13 protein-coding genes are annotated in these 18,475 nt (G+C 62.6%); all 13 read left to right on the top strand.

The features are described 5' to 3' along the window. The first annotated feature begins 314 nt into the window (after positions 1-314). The 13 genes from UB48_RS09595 to UB48_RS09535 all read left to right on the top strand — a co-directional run bounded on the left by UB48_RS09595 (position 315) and on the right by UB48_RS09535 (position 18,448). Complete coding sequence (locus tag UB48_RS09595) at positions 315-1,940, top strand: ABC transporter substrate-binding protein (protein WP_045196280.1); 1,626 nt, start codon at positions 315-317, stop codon at positions 1,938-1,940. A 254-nt stretch (positions 1,941-2,194) separates the two neighbouring features. Beyond that, complete coding sequence (locus UB48_RS09590) at positions 2,195-3,787, top strand: ABC transporter substrate-binding protein (RefSeq protein ID WP_045196594.1); 1,593 nt, start codon at positions 2,195-2,197, stop codon at positions 3,785-3,787. A gap of 225 nt (positions 3,788-4,012) precedes the next feature. Further along, on the top strand, positions 4,013-5,338 hold the full coding sequence (locus UB48_RS09585; RefSeq protein WP_045196278.1) for an OprD family porin: 1,326 nt from the start codon (positions 4,013-4,015) through the stop codon (positions 5,336-5,338). A gap of 72 nt (positions 5,339-5,410) precedes the next feature. Beyond that, positions 5,411-7,006, top strand: a complete 1,596-nt coding sequence (locus tag UB48_RS09580; protein ID WP_045196276.1) for an ABC transporter substrate-binding protein — start codon at positions 5,411-5,413, stop codon at positions 7,004-7,006. A 74-nt stretch (positions 7,007-7,080) separates the two neighbouring features. Then, positions 7,081-8,091, top strand: a complete 1,011-nt coding sequence (locus UB48_RS09575) for an ABC transporter permease subunit (RefSeq protein WP_036993941.1) — start codon at positions 7,081-7,083, stop codon at positions 8,089-8,091. A gap of 10 nt (positions 8,092-8,101) precedes the next feature. Continuing rightward, on the top strand, positions 8,102-9,031 hold the full coding sequence (locus UB48_RS09570) for an ABC transporter permease subunit (protein WP_045196274.1): 930 nt from the start codon (positions 8,102-8,104) through the stop codon (positions 9,029-9,031). 10 nt (positions 9,032-9,041) lie between these two features. Next, positions 9,042-10,010, top strand: a complete 969-nt coding sequence (locus UB48_RS09565; protein WP_045196592.1) for an ABC transporter ATP-binding protein — start codon at positions 9,042-9,044, stop codon at positions 10,008-10,010. Then, the gene (locus UB48_RS09560; RefSeq protein WP_045196272.1) at positions 10,010-10,978 is read left to right on the top strand and encodes a peptide ABC transporter ATP-binding protein; all 969 of its coding nucleotides are present in this window, start codon (positions 10,010-10,012) and stop codon (positions 10,976-10,978) included. The genes UB48_RS09565 and UB48_RS09560 overlap by 1 nt, the downstream gene beginning before the upstream one ends. Positions 10,979-11,128: 150 nt before the next feature. Beyond that, the gene (locus UB48_RS09555) at positions 11,129-11,938 is read left to right on the top strand and encodes a nuclear transport factor 2 family protein (protein ID WP_045196270.1); all 810 of its coding nucleotides are present in this window, start codon (positions 11,129-11,131) and stop codon (positions 11,936-11,938) included. Positions 11,939-11,999: 61 nt separating this feature from the next. After that, positions 12,000-13,406: an FAD-binding oxidoreductase gene (locus UB48_RS09550; RefSeq protein WP_045196267.1), complete on the top strand. Its 1,407-nt coding sequence runs from the start codon at positions 12,000-12,002 to the stop codon at positions 13,404-13,406. A gap of 32 nt (positions 13,407-13,438) precedes the next feature. Continuing rightward, a complete protein-coding gene (locus UB48_RS09545; protein WP_045196265.1) occupies positions 13,439-13,780 on the top strand; it encodes a cupin domain-containing protein in 342 nt (113 codons plus the stop codon). A gap of 55 nt (positions 13,781-13,835) precedes the next feature. After that, positions 13,836-14,915: a polyamine ABC transporter substrate-binding protein gene (locus UB48_RS09540; protein ID WP_045196262.1), complete on the top strand. Its 1,080-nt coding sequence runs from the start codon at positions 13,836-13,838 to the stop codon at positions 14,913-14,915. A gap of 95 nt (positions 14,916-15,010) precedes the next feature. Further along, positions 15,011-18,448: a DUF6543 domain-containing protein gene (locus UB48_RS09535; RefSeq protein WP_045196260.1), complete on the top strand. Its 3,438-nt coding sequence runs from the start codon at positions 15,011-15,013 to the stop codon at positions 18,446-18,448. The last annotated feature ends 27 nt before the right edge of the window (positions 18,449-18,475 follow it).

Genomic DNA, 18,475 nt, shown 5'->3' with positions numbered 1-18,475 from the left:
GCAACGTTACTTTTCTGCTGGTTCGCGGCAGTTTCGGCTGTCGCGAACCCTGTTACTTGTAGCACCTCGCGCCCCAAATTAGCGCAAAGACTGACTCGATAGTGAGACAACGTCTTCGAAACAACCTGAAACACCCCCTCGCAAACGATCAACTCCGTAAAAAATTATACGGATGCGACATTCCTGTACGTTCGTCCCACTGTTTTCCGTCACCCATCCCTTTGAGTGTTGCATTGGGTATGGGGCCTGCATAAGTATCCGCAGGTCGGCTCACAAGGCCCCCTCAAATCAAAAATGACAACAATGAGGCCACCATGCTCAAACACGCGGTCATTCCGTTTCTGGTCGGCGCAGGCTTGCTTGCCGGCGCACCTTCCGCCCTTGCGGCGACTAACCTGGTGTTTTGCTCCGAAGGCAGCCCCGCAGGCTTCGACCCGGGCCAGTACACCACCGGAACCGACTTCGATGCCTCAGCCGAGACCGTCTTCAACCGCCTGAGCCAGTTCGAGCGTGGCGGCACCGCAGTGATCCCGGGCCTGGCGACCAGCTGGGACATTTCCGACGATGGCCTGACCTACACCTTCCACCTGCGCGAAGGGGTCAAGTTCCATACCACCGAATTCTTCAAGCCGACGCGCGCCTTCAATGCCGACGACGTGCTGTTCACCTTCAATCGGATGCTCGACAAGGACATGCCGTTTCGCAAGGCCTACCCTACCGAGTTCCCGTACTTCACCGACATGGGCATGGACAAGAACATCGCCAAGGTCGAAAAGCTCGACGAGCACACGGTCAAGTTCACCCTCAACGGCGTCGACGCAGCGTTCATCCAGAACCTGGCCATGAGCTTCGCCTCGATCCAGTCCGCCGAATACGCCGACCAGTTGCTCAAGCAGGGCAAGCCCGCCGACATCAACCAGAAGCCGATCGGCACCGGCCCGTTCGTATTCAGCAAGTACCAGAAAGACGCGCAGATCCGCTTCAAGGGCAACAAGGACTACTGGAAGCCTGAGGATGTGAAGATCGACAACCTGATCTTCGCCATCACCACCGACGCCTCGGTGCGCATGCAGAAGCTGAAAAAGAACGAGTGCCAGGTCACCCTGTTCCCGCGCCCGGCCGACATCGAGCCACTGAAAAACGACCCGAACCTGAAGATGCCTGACCAGGCCGGCTTCAACCTCGGCTACATCGCCTACAACGTGATGGACAAGATCAAGGGCAGCAACGAGCCCAACCCGATGGCCCAGCTCAAGGTTCGCGAAGCGCTGGACATGGCGGTAAACAAGCAGCAGATCATCGACTCGGTGTACCAGGGCGCCGGCCAGCTGGCGGTCAACGCCATGCCGCCGACCCAGTGGTCCTACGACACCACCATCAAGGACGCCAAGTACGATCCCGAGAAGGCCAAGCAGCTGCTCAAGGAAGCCGGCATCAAGGAGGGCACCGAGATCAACCTCTGGGCCATGCCGGTGCAACGCCCGTACAACCCCAATGCCAAGCTGATGGCCGAGATGCTGCAATCGGACTGGGCCAAGATCGGCATCAAGGCCAAGATCGTCAGCTACGAGTGGGGCGAGTACATCAAGCGCTCCAAGGGCGGCGAGAACGGCGCCATGCTGATTGGCTGGAGCGGTGACAACGGTGACCCGGACAACTGGCTGGGCACCCTGTTCGGCTGCGATGCCCTGGAAGGCAACAACTTCTCCAAGTGGTGCTACAAGCCGTACGACGACCTGGTCAAGCAAGCCAAGGCCACCTCCGACCAGGCCAAGCGCACCGAGCTGTACAAGCAAGCGCAACACATCCTCAAAGAACAGGTTCCGATGACACCCATCGCTCACTCGACGGTGTATCAACCTATGCGTTCAACCGTACAGGACTTCAAGATCAGCCCGTTTGGCTTGAACTCCTTCTATGGGGTCAGCGTGACCAAATAGCAGCCATCTGGCTCGGCCCCGCGACGCCACACGGCAGCCGGGGCCGCAGCCTGATGGCCTGGCAGGTCAGCCGCTAGTGCATCGACACGGAACCGTCGCACGCCCTATCGGATACCTCCTACACACCTCTGCGTAATCGCACCTATCTGCAGCGCTTTGATGGCTCTACCGTCAAGGGTGCAGCAGAGTCGGCGCGATTCGTATGGCTGTGCGCCATGGACCGCGAAAAAAACAACAAGAGAGAAGGGATCGTCATGCGCCACACTCCAATCTATGCAGCGCTGCTGGGCTTCGGCCTGCTCGCCCAGGCCCCTGCGGGCCTGGCCAAGAACCTGGTGTTCTGCTCCGAAGGCAGCCCCGGCGGTTTTGATACCGCCCAATACACCAGCGCCACCGACAACGACGCCGCCGAGCCGATCTACAACCGCCTGGTGGAATTCGAACGCGGCGCGACCGCCGTCAAACCGGCCCTGGCAAAGAGCTGGGAGGTGTCCGACGGCGGCCTGACCTACACCTTCCACCTACGCGAAGGGGTCAAGTTCCACAACAACAAGGATTTCACCCCCAGTCGCGATTTCAACGCTGACGACGTGCTGTTCACCTTCAATCGCATGCTCGACCGCGACCACCCGTTTCGCAAGGCCTACCCCACCGAATTCCCCTACTTCGTCGGCATGAGCCTGGACAAGAACATCGCCCGCATCGAAAAGACCGCGCCGATGACCGTGGTCTTTACCCTCAACAGCATCGATGCCGCCTTCGTGCAGAACCTGGCAATGAGTTTTGCCGCCGTACTCTCGGCCGAATACGCTGAACAGTTGATGGCCTCCGGGCGCCCCAGCGACATCAACCAGAAGCCGATCGGCACTGGCCCGTTCGTGTTCCAGCGCTACCAGAAGGACTCGCAGATCCGCTACCGCGGCAACAAGGACTACTGGGACCCGAGCCAGGTGAAGATCGAGCAGTTGATCTTCTCGATCAATACCGACCCCTCGGTGCGCATCCAGAAACTGCGCAAGAACGAATGCCAGGTCACCCTGCATCCACGCCCGGCCGATCTCGATGCACTCAAGAGCGACCCCAAGCTGCAGGTCATCGAAAAACCCGGCTTCAACCTCGGCTACATCGCCTACAACGTTCAGCACAAACCCTTCGACCAGCTTGAAGTACGCCAGGCCCTGGACATGGCGGTGAACAAGCCGGCCATCGTCAAGGCGGTGTACCAGGAGGCCGGGCAACTGGCGGTGGGCAGCATGCCGCCGACCCAGTGGTCCTACGACGACAGCATCAAGGATGCCGGCTACAACCTGCAAAAGGCTCGCGAACTGCTCAAGGCCGCCGGGGTCAAGGAAGGCACTGAAATCACCCTCTGGGCCATGCCCGTGCAACGCCCGTACAACCCCAACGCCAAGCTGATGGCCGAAATGCTTCAGGCCGACTGGGGCAAGGTCGGCCTCAAAGTGAAAATCGTCAGCTACGAGTGGGGCGAATATCTCAAGCGCACCAAGGACGGTGAACACGACATCTCGCTGATCGGCTGGACCGGCGACAACGGCGACCCGGACAACTGGTTGGGCACCCTGTACAGCTGTGACGCGATAGGCAGCAACAACTACTCCATGTGGTGCGACCCGCAGTACGACGCGCTGGTCAAGAAAGCCAAGACCATCACCGACCGCGAGCAACGCACCCTGCTCTACCAGCAGGCGCAGCAGCGCCTCAGGCAACAGTTGCCCATCACCCCGATCGCCCACTCGACGGTCAACCAGCCGCTCAGTGCCAAGGTCGTGGATTTCAAGGTAAGTCCTTTCGGGCGCAACAACTTCTCAGGCGTCAGTACCGAATAAAAAACCGCTTTCTCCCTCGGGGGCGCGCAGCGCCTTCGCGGGCGAACTCAGCCTGAATATGCCCGATTGCCTTGCAGCAAACGATTGCAAACCCTTGTTCCAACCGGCAAGACGCCCAGCTCACAAGGCCAGGCGGTAACTAAAAAGAAGAAAAGAAAAGGGAGCTTTACCTTGAGACGAACCCAAACCGCAGTACTGGCACTGTCCCTCAGTGGTCTGTCAGCCATGGCCCAGGCCGAACCCGCCAGCCAGGACTATGTTCCGGTCAGCGTCAAAGCCACCAGCGCCCAGAGTGAAGCCAAGGGCTTCATCGAAGGCCAGAGCCTGTCCGGCTCGACCCGCAACTGGTATGGCCGCGAACGCGCCACCCGCGCACCGCTGTTCAAGTACTACAAGAGCGACGGCAGCCAGCACGACACCCACAGTCGTGACAACTGGGTGCAGGGCACCATCCTCAACTACACCTCGGGCTTTACCGAAGGTACCTTCGGCTTCAGCACCGAGGTCGCCGTCTACAACGCCATCGCCCTGGAGCGTGGCCGCGCGGCGGTGGCCGGGCCGAACAACCGCACCCTGACCCACAGCGACGGCGATGTCATCGGCCAGTGGAGCAAGATGGGCCTGGCCAACGTCAAGGCGCGGGTGTCCAACACCACCCTGACCGCCGGCCGCCAATCGATGGACACCCCGGTACTGGCCTACATCGGCAACCGCGCCTTGCCGTCGAGCTTCGAAGGTGTGAGCTTGCACAGCGAAGAATTCGACAACCTGTCGTTTGACATCGGCACCTTCGACCGGCTCTCGAACCGGACCGAACAGGGCACCAGCAAATTCGTTGCCGAGTACGGTGATCGCGCCTTTTCAGCCGATCACGTCAACATTGCCGGTGTGAACTACCAGCCGCTGAAAAGCCTGAAAACCAGCTTCTACGTGTCCAACGTCGAAGACCTGTGGAACCAGTATTACTTCGGCGCCAGCCATGAGCTGGGCGACAGCGCGGTGCTGAGCCTGACCACCGGCCTGAACTACTACAAGACCAAGGATGAAGGCCAAAGCAAGCTTGGCGACATCGACAACGACACCTACAGCCTGTCGTTCGGCCTGACCCACCAGGCCCACAACCTGACCTTCTCCTACCAGCAGGTCAACGGTAACGAGTACTTCGACTACCTGCACGACACCAACGCGATCTTCCTGGCCAACTCCCTGCTTTCGGACTTCAACGGCCCGAACGAAAAATCGATGCAGATCGCCTACGTGCTGAACATGGCCCAGTACGGCGTGCCGGGCCTCAAGTTCAACCTCTATAACGCGCGCGGCTGGGGCATCGACGGCACCCACTACACCGGCAGCGGCTACGACGTGCGTGGCCTGGACGGCGAGAACCACTACGAGTGGGGTATCGGCACCACCTATGCGGTGCAGAGCGGCTCGCTCAAGGACACCACCATTCGTGCCACCTACACCGCGCACCGGGCCAGCAAGGCCCAGATCGACGGTAGCCTGGACGAGCTGCGGATTGTCACCACCATTCCCTTCAACTTCCTCTAGAACGCGGTTTCCCGGTCGGTTCGCCGAATCGGCCGGGACGGCTACTCTGGTTAATCGATTGCAGGAGGTTTCATGAAACTGCTACCGCTACAGGCTGCCCTGGCAGCCGTCCTGTTGAGTACTGCGGCGGGCCTCTCAGCCAAGCCGCTGGTGGTGTGTACCGAGGCCAGCCCGGAAGGCTTCGATATCGTCCAGTACACCACCGCCGTAACCGCCGACGCCTCGGCCGAGGCCATCTTCAACCGCCTGGTCGACTTCCGCCCGGGCACCACCGATATCCAGCCGGCCCTGGCCGAGCGCTGGGACATCAGCGATGACGGCCTGACCTACACCTTCCACTTGCGCGAAGGGGTCAAGTTCCACACCACCGACTATTTCACCCCTACCCGCGAGATGAATGCCGACGACGTGCTGTGGAGTTTCCGACGACAGCTGGACCCTAATCACCCGTGGCACAACAAGACCAGCATCGGTTTCCCCTACTTCGAGAGCATGGGTTTCAAGGACCTGCTCAAAAGCGTCGAGAAGACCGACGAGCACACTGTGGTCTTCACCCTGACCCGGCCCGAAGCGCCTTTTTTGCGTGACCTGGCCATGGCCTTCACCTCGATCTACTCCGCCGAATACGGCGACCAGTTGCTCAAGGCCAACAAGACCGGCGACCTCAACAACAAGCCGATCGGCACCGGCCCGTTCATCTTCCAGCGCTACAACAAGGACGCCCAGGTGCGCTACAAGGCCAACCCGGACTACTTCCGTGGCAAGCCTCCGGCCGATGCGCTGATCTTCGCCATCGCCAACGACAACAATGTGCGCCTGCAAAAGCTCAAGGCCAACGAGTGCCAGGTGGCGCTGTACCCCAAGCCCGATGACATTCCCAGTATCAAGGCCGACCCCAAATTGAAAGTGGCCGAGATGGAAGCGCTGACCACCGGCTACATCTCGCTCAACACCGAACACAAGTACCTGAGCGATGTGCGCGTGCGCAAAGCCATCAACATTGCCTTCGACCGCCAGACCCACGTCGACCAGCTGTTCGGCAAGGGCAACGCGCTGGTCGCGGTCAACCCTTACCCGCCGAGCATGATCGGCTACAACACCGACAACCAGAACCCGCCCCGTGACCTCGACAAGGCCCGCGCCCTGCTCAAGGAAGCCGGCGTGCCCGAAGGCACGGTGCTGACCCTGTTCACCCGCAACGGCGGTGGCCCGACCAACCCCAACCCGCGCCTGAGCGCTGAAATGCTTCAGGCGGACCTGGCCAGGATCGGCCTGACCGTCGATATCCGCGTGATGGAATGGGCCGAGATGCTGCGCCGGGCCAAGAAGGGCGAAGCCGACATGGTCTCGACCGGCTGGGCCAGCGACAACGGCGACCCGGACAACTTCCTCAGCCCGCTGCTTAGTTGCGACGCGGTGAAAAGCGGCGAGAACTATGCGCGCTGGTGCAATCAAACCTTCCAGCAGTTGATCACCAAGGCCCGCGAGGTTACCGACAACAATGAGCGTGCAGCGCTCTATGTAAAGGCCCTGGCGGTGTACGATGAAGATCAACCGTGGATCAGCATGGCCCATCCGCAGATGTTTACCGCCATGCGCAACAACGTTGAGGGGTACCACATCAACCCCCTCACCAATAACAACTTCGCCACTACCCAGGTGAAGTAGAACAAGAACGACCGCCGGCGCCCCACCCGGGTGCCGGCGGGCATGCCTGACCGGCTGATGAGGTACTCCAGAAGATGTTTAGTTTTATTGCCCGGCGACTGGGATTGCTGATCCCGACCTTCTTCGGCATCACCTTGCTGACGTTTGCGCTCATACGGCTGATACCCGGCGATCCGGTTGAAGTCATGATGGGTGAACGGCGGGTCGACCCGGAAATGCACGCCCAGGCCATGGAGCGACTGGGCCTGAACAAACCGCTGCCCGAACAGTACCTGGACTACGTCAGCAAGCTCGCCCAGGGTGACCTCGGCGAATCGCTGCGCACCCGCGAAAGCGTCTGGACCGAGTTCCTCGCACTGTTCCCGGCAACCCTGGAACTGGCCATGGCGGCGCTGTTCTTTGCCGGGGTGATCGGCCTGCTGGCCGGGGTCATCGCCGCGCTCAAGCGTGGCTCATTGTTCGATCATGGGGTCATGGGTATCTCCCTTGCCGGCTACTCGATGCCGATCTTCTGGTGGGGCCTGATCCTGATCATGTTCTTCTCCGTGAGCCTGGGCTGGACCCCGGTGTCCGGGCGCATCGACCTGCTTTACGACATCGAGCCGAAAACCGGCTTCATGCTCATCGACACCCTGCTCAGCGACGAAGAAGGCGCCTTCAAGGATGCACTGATGCACCTGATCCTGCCGGCCATCGTGCTGGGCACCATTCCGCTGGCGGTGATCGCGCGCATGACCCGCTCCTCGATGCTCGAAGTGCTGCGCGAAGACTACATCCGCACCGCCCGCGCCAAGGGCCTGTCGCCGGCCCGGGTGGTGTTCGTGCACGGCTTGCGCAACGCGCTGATCCCGGTACTGACGGTGTTCGGCCTGCAGGTCGGCACCCTGCTCGCCGGTGCGGTACTGACCGAAACCATTTTTTCCTGGCCGGGCATCGGCAAGTGGCTGATCGAAGCCATCGGCGCCCGTGATTACCCCGTGGTACAGAACGGCATCCTGTTGATTGCCTGCCTGGTGATCCTGGTCAACTTCGTCGTGGACATCCTCTACGGCCTGGCCAACCCACGCATCCGTCATCAGCGCTGAGGGCCTCGTCATGACTACCCCACTTGCAAAATCTGTCACCACCCCGGCCACCGCTGTCGACCAGAGCCTGCTTTACCCCTCGCCGTACAAGGAGTTCTGGCAGGCCTTTTCACGCAACAAGGGCGCGGTCGCCGGGCTGATGTTCATGAGCCTGATCGTGTTCTGCGCACTGTTCGCCCCCTGGGTGGCGCCGCACAGCCCCAGCGAGCAGTACCGTGATTTTCTGCTGACCCCGCCGGTGTGGCTGGAAGGCGGCAACTGGCAGTTCATCCTCGGCACCGACGAGCTCGGCCGCGACCTGCTTTCGCGGCTGATCCAGGGCTCGCGGCTGTCGCTGCTGATCGGCCTGTCATCGGTGGTGATCTCGCTGATTCCGGGGATTTTCCTCGGCCTGTTGGCCGGGTTCTTTCCGCGCATCCTCGGCCCGTCGATCATGCGCCTGATGGACGTGATGCTGGCCCTGCCCTCGCTGCTGCTGGCCGTGGCGATTGTCGCCATCCTCGGCCCTGGCCTGATCAACACCGTGATCGCCATCGCCATCGTCTCGCTGCCGTCCTATGTGCGCCTGACCCGTGCCGCGGTGATGGGCGAACTGAACCGCGACTACGTCACCGCCGCGCGCCTGGCCGGTGCCAGCCTGCCCCGGCTGATGTTCGTCACCGTGCTGCCCAACTGCATGGCGCCGCTGATCGTGCAGGCCACCCTGAGCTTCTCCTCGGCAATCCTCGACGCCGCCGCCCTGGGCTTTCTCGGCCTCGGCGTACAGCCGCCAACCCCCGAGTGGGGCACTATGCTGGCCTCGGCCCGCGACTACATCGAACGCGCCTGGTGGGTAGTGAGCCTGCCTGGCCTGACCATTTTGCTCAGCGTGCTGGCAATCAACCTGATGGGTGACGGACTGCGCGACGCGCTGGACCCGAAACTCAAGAATGCCGCCTGAGGAGATCGCCATGTCACTTCTGCAAATCAACAATCTGAACGTGCGCTTTGGCGACGCCAATGCGGTACCGGTGGTCGATGGACTGGACCTGACGGTCGATGAAGGTGAGGTCCTGGCCATCGTCGGTGAGTCGGGCTCGGGCAAATCGGTGACCATGATGGCGCTGATGGGCCTGATCGACGCCCCCGGGCGCATCACCGCCGATGCCCTGACCTTCGATGGCACCAACATGCTCAAGCTCAGCGGCCGGCAACGGCGCAAGGTGGTCGGCAAGGATATGGCCATGGTCTTCCAGGACCCGATGACCGCCCTCAACCCCAGCTACACCGTAGGCTTCCAGATCGAGGAAGTGCTGCGCCAGCACCTTGGCCTGCGCGGCAAGGCGGCCCGCCAGCGTGCCCTAGAGCTGCTCAAGAAGGTTGAAATCCCTGGCGCCGAAAGCCGCCTGGACGCCTACCCGCACCAGCTTTCCGGTGGCATGAGCCAACGGGTGGCGATCGCCATGGCGATTGCCGGCGAACCCAAGCTGCTGATCGCCGACGAGCCGACCACCGCCCTCGACGTGACCATCCAGGCGCAGATCATGGAGCTGCTGCTGAACCTGCAAAAAGAGCAGAACATGGCGCTGATCCTGATCACCCACGACCTCGCCGTGGTCGCCGAAACCGCCAAGCGGGTGTGCGTGATGTACGCCGGCCAAGCGGTGGAAGTCGGCCAGGTGCCGGAACTGTTCGACGTCCCCGCCCACCCCTACAGCGAAGCACTGCTGGCGGCGATTCCGGAGCACAGCGAAGGCGCCGAGCGCCTGGCGACCCTGCCGGGCATCGTCCCCGGCCGCTATGACCGTCCTCAAGGTTGCCTGCTGTCGCCGCGCTGCCCTTACGTGCAGGAAAACTGCCGCCGGCAACGACCGACCCTCGATCCCCAGGCCCATAGCCAGGTGCGTTGTTTCTACCCGCTGAACCAGGAGGTGGCGTAATGACCGTCGTCCTTACCGCCCGTGAACTGACCCGTCACTATGAAGTTTCCCGCGGCCTGTTCAAGGGCCATGCCCTGGTGCGCGCACTCAACGGCGTGTCGTTCGAACTGGAAGCCGGCAAGACCCTGGCCGTGGTCGGCGAGTCCGGCTGTGGCAAGTCGACCCTGGCCCGGGCCCTGACCCTGATCGAAGAGCCCTCGTCCGGCTCGCTGAAGATCGCCGGCCAGGAAGTCGCCGGCGCCAACAAGGCCGAGCGCAAGCAATTGCGCAAGGACGTGCAGATGGTCTTCCAGAGCCCGTACGCCTCGCTCAACCCGCGACAGAAGATCGGCGACCAGCTGGGTGAGCCGCTGCTGATCAACACCAACCTGACCCGCGCCGAGCGGCGCGAGAAGGTCCAGGCGATGATGCAACAGGTCGGCCTGCGCCCCGAGCATTACCAGCGCTACCCGCACATGTTTTCCGGTGGCCAGCGCCAGCGCATCGCCCTGGCCCGGGCGATGATGCTGCAACCAAAAGTACTGGTGGCCGATGAGCCGACGTCGGCCCTCGACGTCTCGATCCAGGCCCAGGTGCTGAACCTGTTCATGGACCTGCAGAAGGAGTTCAACACTGCCTACGTGTTCATCTCCCACAACCTCGCGGTAGTGCGCCACGTGGCAGACCAGGTGCTGGTGATGTACCTGGGCCGGCCGGCGGAAATGGGCCCCAAGGAGGACATTTACAGCAAGCCGCTGCACCCTTACACCCAGGCCTTGCTGTCGGCCACGCCGACCATTCATCCGGACCCGCTGAAGCCGAAGATCAAGATTTCCGGCGAGCTGCCCAACCCGCTGAACCCGCCGCCTGGCTGTGCTTTCCACAAACGCTGCCCGTATGCCACCGAGCGCTGTGCTGCCGAGGAACCGGCGTTCAGGCAGGTGGGGACGCGGCAGGTGGCGTGCCATTACGCCGAGCAGTTCCTCTAAGGGCTGCTTTGCAGCCCATCGCTGGCAACGCCAGCTCCCACAGGTTCCCTGTGTCCCGGATCCTGTGGGAGCCGGCCTTGCCGGCGATTGGGGCGCGCAGCGGCCCCAACGGCAGTTGAGCCTTGATCAGCCTTGGGGCACTATCAGTCAATGACCCCATCCCCTATCCCCGACGGCCCGGAGCAAACCCCGGAAACCGCCGCCACCGTCCTGCGCTACCACCTGTGCTGGAAGCATCGCGACCTCGACGGGGTCATGGCCTTGTATCACCCCGATATCCAGTACAACGACTATTTCCAGAACCGCGTCCTGCACCTCGATGAGCTGCGCGAATACGTGCGTGTGAGCATGCCCCGCGAAGCCGGTGAAGACATCGTCCACAGCGACCGCATCCGCGTCGATGGCTGCACCGCCTTCATCCAGTATCAGGTCACCCTGCGCGGTGGCGAAGGCCTGGTGGCGTTCCAGGCCAGCGAAGCGATCACCGTGCGCGACGGCCTGATCTGGCGGGTCAACGAGTACGCCTCGCTGGTCCGCGCGCCCAGCCAGGACACTGGCCACAATGACCTGCGCCCGGCCGCCAGCCGCCTGGGCCTGTCACCACGCCAGCTGAGCTTCATGGCCCAGGACCTGGAGCAGTACTTCCAGCGCCAGCAGCCCTACCTCGACCCGGAGCTGGACCTGCAACGGGTGGCCCGCGAAAGCGGCTACAGCCGCAACCAGATCTCCTACCTGCTCAACCAGGTGCTCGGCCAGAGCTTCTACCGCTACGTCAACCAGGCACGCCTGCAGCACCTGCTCACCAGCCTCGGCGCCACCGCCACGGTTGCACGCATCGACGAGCTGGCCTTTGCTGCCGGTTTCAATTCGCTGTCGGCGTTCTACAAAAGTTTCCGCCAGCACACCGGCCTGTCGCCCAAGGCCTACGTGAAGCAGAATTCTCTGCGTGCACGCACGTAAGACACAGCGCCCCGCAAGCTTCTAGGATCGCCACAGACCGTTACCGATGTGGAGCCGAACAATGCTGGCATGGCGCAGTATCAGCCTGTGGATGGACCAACTCGATGAGCCGTTGAGCGCACGCCCGGCGCTGCAACAGGACCTGGACGTCGACGTCTGCATCATCGGCGCTGGCTACACCGGGCTGTGGACCGCCTACTACCTCAAGCGCCTGGCACCACAGCTGAACATCGCCATCGTCGAAGCGCAGATTGCAGGCTTCGGCGCCTCCGGACGCAATGGCGGCTGGCTGATGGGCAACCTGCTCGGTGAAGACCGCCTGCTCGCCGGCAGCTCGCCCGAGCAGCGGCGCGCCGCCTATGACCTGTTGCACGGCATTCCCGATGAAGTGGCCCAGGTGCTCGAACGCGAAGGCATCGACTGCGACTACCGCAAGGGCGGCGTGCTGTACTGCGCCGCGCGCTACCCCGAGCAGGAAACCAGCCTGCGCGCGTATCTGAACAAGCTCTACAAGCAGGGCCTGAACGAAGCCGACTACCGCTGGCTAAGCCCCGATGAGCTGGCATCGCAGCTGCGTATCAGCCGCCCCTATGGCGCGATCTTCAACCCCAATGTCGCCACAATCCAGCCGGCCAAACTGGTGCGCGGCCTGGCCCGCACGGTAGAGGCCATGGGCGTGAAGCTCTATGAGAACAGCCCCGTAACCCAGTGGCGTTCCGGTGAAGCACGCACCTTGCAGGCACGGGTCAAATGCCAATGGCTGGTGCCGGCGGTCGAAGGCTATTCGGTCAACCTGCCGCCGCTGGGGCGCTACCAGATGCCGGTGCAAAGCCTGCTGGTGGCCACCGAGCCGCTGCCCGAACAGGTCTGGGAGCAGATCGGCCTCAACCATGGCCAGGCCTTCAGCGAGAACAGCCGCCAGGTCACCTATGGCCAGCGCAGCCTGGACAACCGCCTGGTGTTCGGCGCCCGCGGCGGCTATCGCTTTGCCGGCCGCCTGCGCGACAACTTCGACCTCACCGACAGCGAAATCGAACTGCGCCGCTACCTGTTCGGCGAGCTGTTCCCGCAGTTGCAGAAGGTCAGGATCACCCACGCCTGGGGCGGCAACCTGGGCATGGCCCGGCGCTTTCAGCCGCACATGTTCTGCGACCGCAAACAGGGCATCGCCCTGGCCGGCGGCTATGGCGGCGAAGGCGTTGGCGCCAGCAACCTCGGCGGGCGGACCCTGGCCGAGCTGATCCTCGAGCGGCGCAGCCCGCTCACCGAGCAGCCCTGGGCCAGCCACGACCGCGCCCTGCACAGCCTGCCCGGCTGGGAGCCGGAACCCTGCCGCTGGCTGGGCTACAACGCGATCATCAAGAGTTTCGTCCATGAAGACCAGACCCTCGCCAACCCGGCCAGCGCCCCCTGGCGCCGACGCCTGGCCAGCGGCGTAGCGGACTTCATGGAAGGTTTCATGCGCTGACTTTTTGAACCCCCTGCACAGGATCCACCGCTATGAGCATTACCCAGTTCAAGAACACCGACAGTGTCACCCTGGCCGAATCCAACCCGGTGGCGGTGCCACTCGGCGAGCCGGTCTCGATCGCCTCGGTCACCAGCGTCGAGCGCAGCGACGGCGTCGAAACCGGCATCTGGGAATGCACCCCGGGGCGCTGGCGCCGGCAGATCGTCCAGCAGGAGTTCTGCCACTTCATCAAGGGCCGCTGCACCTTCACCCCGGATGGCGGCGAGCCGCTGACCATCGAAGCCGGCGACGCGATCATGCTGCCGGCCAACAGCACCGGCACCTGGGACATCCAGGAGACCGTGCGCAAAACCTATGTGCTGATTTTCTGATCATTTGATCGCCTGCCTCCTTCGATAAAAAACAGACCAAGCAAGGAATCCAGACATGCGCCCATTGCTCTTCGCACCTGTGTTGCTGGCCGCCTCCGTCGCCCAGGCGGCCGACTCGGTAAAGATCTACAACTGGTCCAGCTACATCGCCCCCGACACCCTGAAGAACTTCCAGCAGGCCAGCGGCATCGTGCCGACCTACGACGTGTTCGACAGCAACGAAACCCTCGACGGCAAGCTGATGACCGGCAACTCCGGCTACGACGTGGTGTTCCCCTCCAACCACTTCATGGCCCGGCAGATCCAGGGCAAGGCGCTCAAGCAACTGGACAAGACCCAGCTGCCCAACTGGAAGAACCTCAACCCGGTGCTGCTCAAGGCCCTGGAGGTCAACGACCCGGGCAACCAGTACGGCTTCCCTTACCTGTGGGGCAGCACCGGGATAGGCTACAACATCGACAAGGTCAAGGCGGTGCTCGGCGACAACGCCCCGCTGGATTCCTGGGACCTGATCTTCAAGCCCGAGTACATCAGCAAGCTGAAAAGCTGCGGCGTGGCGATGCTCGACAACGGCCCGGAGCTGTTGCCGATCGCCCTCAACTACCTGGGCCTGCCACACCACAGCCAGAAGCCCGAAGATTACGACAAGGCCAAGCAACTGCTGATGAAGGTGCGCCCGTACATCAGCTACTTCCACTCCTCCAAGTACACCGGCGACCTGGCCAATGGCGATATCTGCGTGGTGGTGGGCTTCTCCGGCGACGTGCTGCAAGCCAGGAACCGCGCCGAAGAAGCCAACAACGGCGTGAAGGTCGGCTACTCGATTCCCAAGGAAGGCGCGCCGATGTGGTTCGACATGGTCGCCATGCCGGCTGATGCCCCGGACGAAAAAGCCGGTTACGCCTACATGAACTACCTGTTGCAGCCCGAGGTGATGGCCAACATCAGCAACCATGTGCAGTACGCCAACGGCAACCTCAAGGCCGACACCCTGGTCGACCCGGCGCTCAAGGCCAATACCATGATTTACCCGAGCGACGAGATGCTCGGCAAGCTCTACGCCCTGGAGGCGATGCCAGCCAAGATCGACCGCATCCGCACGCGCATCTGGACCAGCATCAAGGCCGGCAATTGATATAAGTAACGCCCCGGCCCTGCTTACCCGCGGCAATCTCCAGTGATTGCCGCGGGGATCGGCCCCCGGCTGCCTTGTACCGCCGGGACACTTTCATGCCGTTGGCCAACCTGCCCTACTTTCATCCTGATGCCCTGCGCGCAGGTTATCTGCGTCACCTCGAGCACCTCGACGCCAGGCAACCGCTGAGCGCCGCGCAACGACAATCCCTGCAACGACTGGGCGACGACCCGGCGCTGCGCGTCGACCGCCTGGATGCGGTGACCGGCGATGGCCAGGCCATAGCCCTGGACACCACCTTTCTGCTCAGCCGCGCCGACTGGCCCGAAGTGTTCATCTACAACCCCGACATCGGCCTGCAACGCTTTGCCGATCGGCGCCAGGCCAAGCAGACGCTGCTGGGCCTGCAGGATCAACCTGCGCTGATGGCAACAGTGCTGCGTTACGCACCACAGGCGCAACAGCAGTTACTGCAGCGCCAACCTGCTGTGGATTTTCAGGTCAATCTGCTGGCTGCGCCGCTGTTCGACAGCCTGATGTTGACGATCAATGATCGCCTTGCCGACCAGGCCGCCCCCCTGCACACCCAGCAAGCAGCGCCCTCGACCGCCACATTGCAGCAACTTGCCCGCACCCTCGGCAACGCCAGCCTGGATGCGCAATCGCTGCAAACCCAGGTCGGACAATTGGCCCAGGAGTACCAGGCCATGCTCGCCCAGCGCCCGAGCCTCAGCTCAGTCACCCGGGCACTGCTCAAGCACGAACTGTCCAGCTTTCTGCACAAAGCCCCTCCCCTGCACGCCATCAGCGTGCAACCGGAGGGCCGCAGTACCCCGGTCCTGTCGCTGCTCGAGCTGATCTGGCACCCCGCCGATAACAGCCAATGGCGTGCCAGCGCCAGCACCGCGGCTGAACTGCCGACCCCCTTGCCGTTGCTCCCGCCGGCCTTGCTCAGCCACAGCGCCGGGCGCTTGCGCCAGCGCCTTCGCGGGCAACTGCAAGCGGTATTGATGCGCGACGAGCAGTTGAGCCAAGACTACCAGGAGCAATTGCTGGCCCTGCTCGGCACGCTGGCCGAACGCCTGGACGTTGCCTTTGCGCCTGCTGCACTGCCCTCTCGGCGGGCGCGGATTCTGGCCCTGTACGACCGGGCCATCGCTGCGCGCCTGCCGGGCAACGTGGTCAAGGCCTTCAACCGCTATATCAGCGAAACCGATGCCATTGGCGCAGCCCTGCGCGACCTGCAGGATCGCGCCAGGGCAGAGGCTGTTGCAGCCCATGCACCCGAGTGGCTGCGCCAGGCCTCGGTAGAAGATCAACATGCCTACTTGCGCGTGTTGGCCAGCAACCTGCTGGGCGCAAACGATGATTACCTGTTCGATATCCCCGAAATCGACACCTATGCCCGCGAACAACTGCAGCAGCGCCTGGACCAGGATTTCGGCCCCGGCCACTACCGGCCTGAAGATATCCAGGTCACCACCAACCGCTGGATCACTGCGCCGCCACTACCCGGGGAAATCCCCTTGTCACTGCCGGCCAGCTACGTGCGCCATCGCCAGTCCCTGGTTGACTATGCGCTCGATCATTACCGCGACTGGGACAACGTAATCACCCTGGTGACCGACCAGAAGGGTGAGCTGCTGCCACCCACCTTGCGCAGCCAGTATGTTCGCAAGGTGGCCAAGGCGCTGGATATTGGCGGCCACTACCAGCGCCTGCTGCAGCAGAAATTCGCCGAACACGACCCCGACTATGCCCGGCGCCTGGCAACCTTCTGCCGGCAACTGCCCGGGCAAATGCTCGAAGCGGCCTGGCGTGCCCGCCTCAAAGGCGAGCTCGATGGCGCAGCGCTACAGACGGTTACCCAGGTACTGGAACTGCCAGAAGACCGCACACAGCACATGACACCACTGCTGTTGGTGGCCGATAGCGGGCTTGAACCGGACCAGCTGCCTGGCCTGTACCTGATCGGCAATCAGCAGGCGGGCCCGCTGGTGCTGTACAGCCCCTACGACAGCCGCCAGGCCTATCGGCAATTTGCCGATAGCCGTGACCTACTGAAAAAGATCAGGACCACGCCAGCGTTGCAGGCCTTGCTGCTCGGGCGTATGCCAGCGCAGATGCGCAAACGCTATGGGCGCGGTGGCTTTGAAGAGCCACACCTGCCATTTAGTGTGGAATCGGATTTCGACCTGCCGTTTTCCCGCCCCGGCCCCATCACCCTGGCCTGGCGTCCGATCGCGGGCAACCTGTTCAAGCAACTGTTCGTGGATAACGCCCAGATGCTCCAGGACATGGCCCACGCCCAATTGGTGACCCTCGAAGAGGCGCGCTGGCAAACCTTGAAGAACCTGCTCGGTCAGCTGTGGTTGCAAGCCAGCCTGTTTCTGCCGGGCAGGCTGGGCACGCTGCTGGGTATTTTCCAGACCGAAACCAGTGTGCTGCAAACCCTGGAAAAAGCCGACCGCAGCAACTGGAGCCAGTCACTGGCCGAACTCTGCGCAGCGCTGGTGCAGGGCCTGCTGGTTGGCAAAGACGCCGTCGGGGTCGAATCGCTGGAGAAGTTCTGGAAAAAGCAGGAGAGCAGCCCGGCGCCCGAACGCCCGCAACCGGTCGAAGCCGGCGGTGTGCTGAGCGAGCTCAGCGGCCGCCATACCCGTCGGGTCGTCTCCCGGGAACAGATCGCGATACTCGCAGTTGGCATGCCACAGATCCAGCGCGTAAACCCTTATCGCGGCAACCTGATCCGCGAAGCGCACGATACTGCAGTAACCTACCTGGTGAACTGCCACTTCAACATCAGCCGCACCACAGCCCGCCAGCTACCCCTGCAAACGGCCAGGGTCCTCAGGGACTTCTTCAACGTCGCGGATGTATCCGACACACTTCTGCTGCAAGTCAGCAGGCCGATAGAAAAACTGCTGACGCTGCTGTTGTCGCGCAATTACTCACCCGCTCATTCGACCCGTTATGTCATGGGCAGCAGAGTCGGTGCGCCCATCGATGCCAGCGCCTTCGTCAACCCGGCCGACCGCAGCCGGCAGATCTTTCTGCTCGACGCCTTCTTCGACAACCCGACCATCAACCAGTTGCCGCTACAACGCCGATACGCCCAGCCGGCAGCCGCCAACCTCACCCGCGCCTTTACCTTGCTGCATGAACTGTCTCACCTGGCCTGCCAGACCCGCGACATCACCTACACCCTGGGTGTTGCCCCGTACGCCGACTGGCTGATCCCCGGCCCCGAGCGCGCCTGGCTGGAACGCGCCCACGAAAGCGGCCTCAGCGCCATGACGCCGATGAACAAGTTGTTCACGTTGTACGATGAAGACACTGGCAGGCTGCGCGACTTGCGTCGCAGCGATCGCAAAGGCAAGAAACTGATCCTGAAGATCACCGGCGCGCAGGATCTGCAGCAAGCTCGTCAGGTGTTCCTGAGTGACAGCGAAAAACGCGCGCAGATCATGCTGTTCAATGCCGACAGCCTGGCATTGCTGATCTACCGGTTGGGCGCAGAAATGCACCCTTGAAAGGAGGCGACCCCGCCACCCAGAAGC

This window comes from Pseudomonas sp. 2(2015) (genome assembly GCF_000955865.1).
Taxonomy (GTDB): Bacteria; Pseudomonadota; Gammaproteobacteria; order Pseudomonadales; family Pseudomonadaceae; genus Aquipseudomonas.
This window is presented reverse-complemented; position numbering and strand designations above follow the sequence as displayed.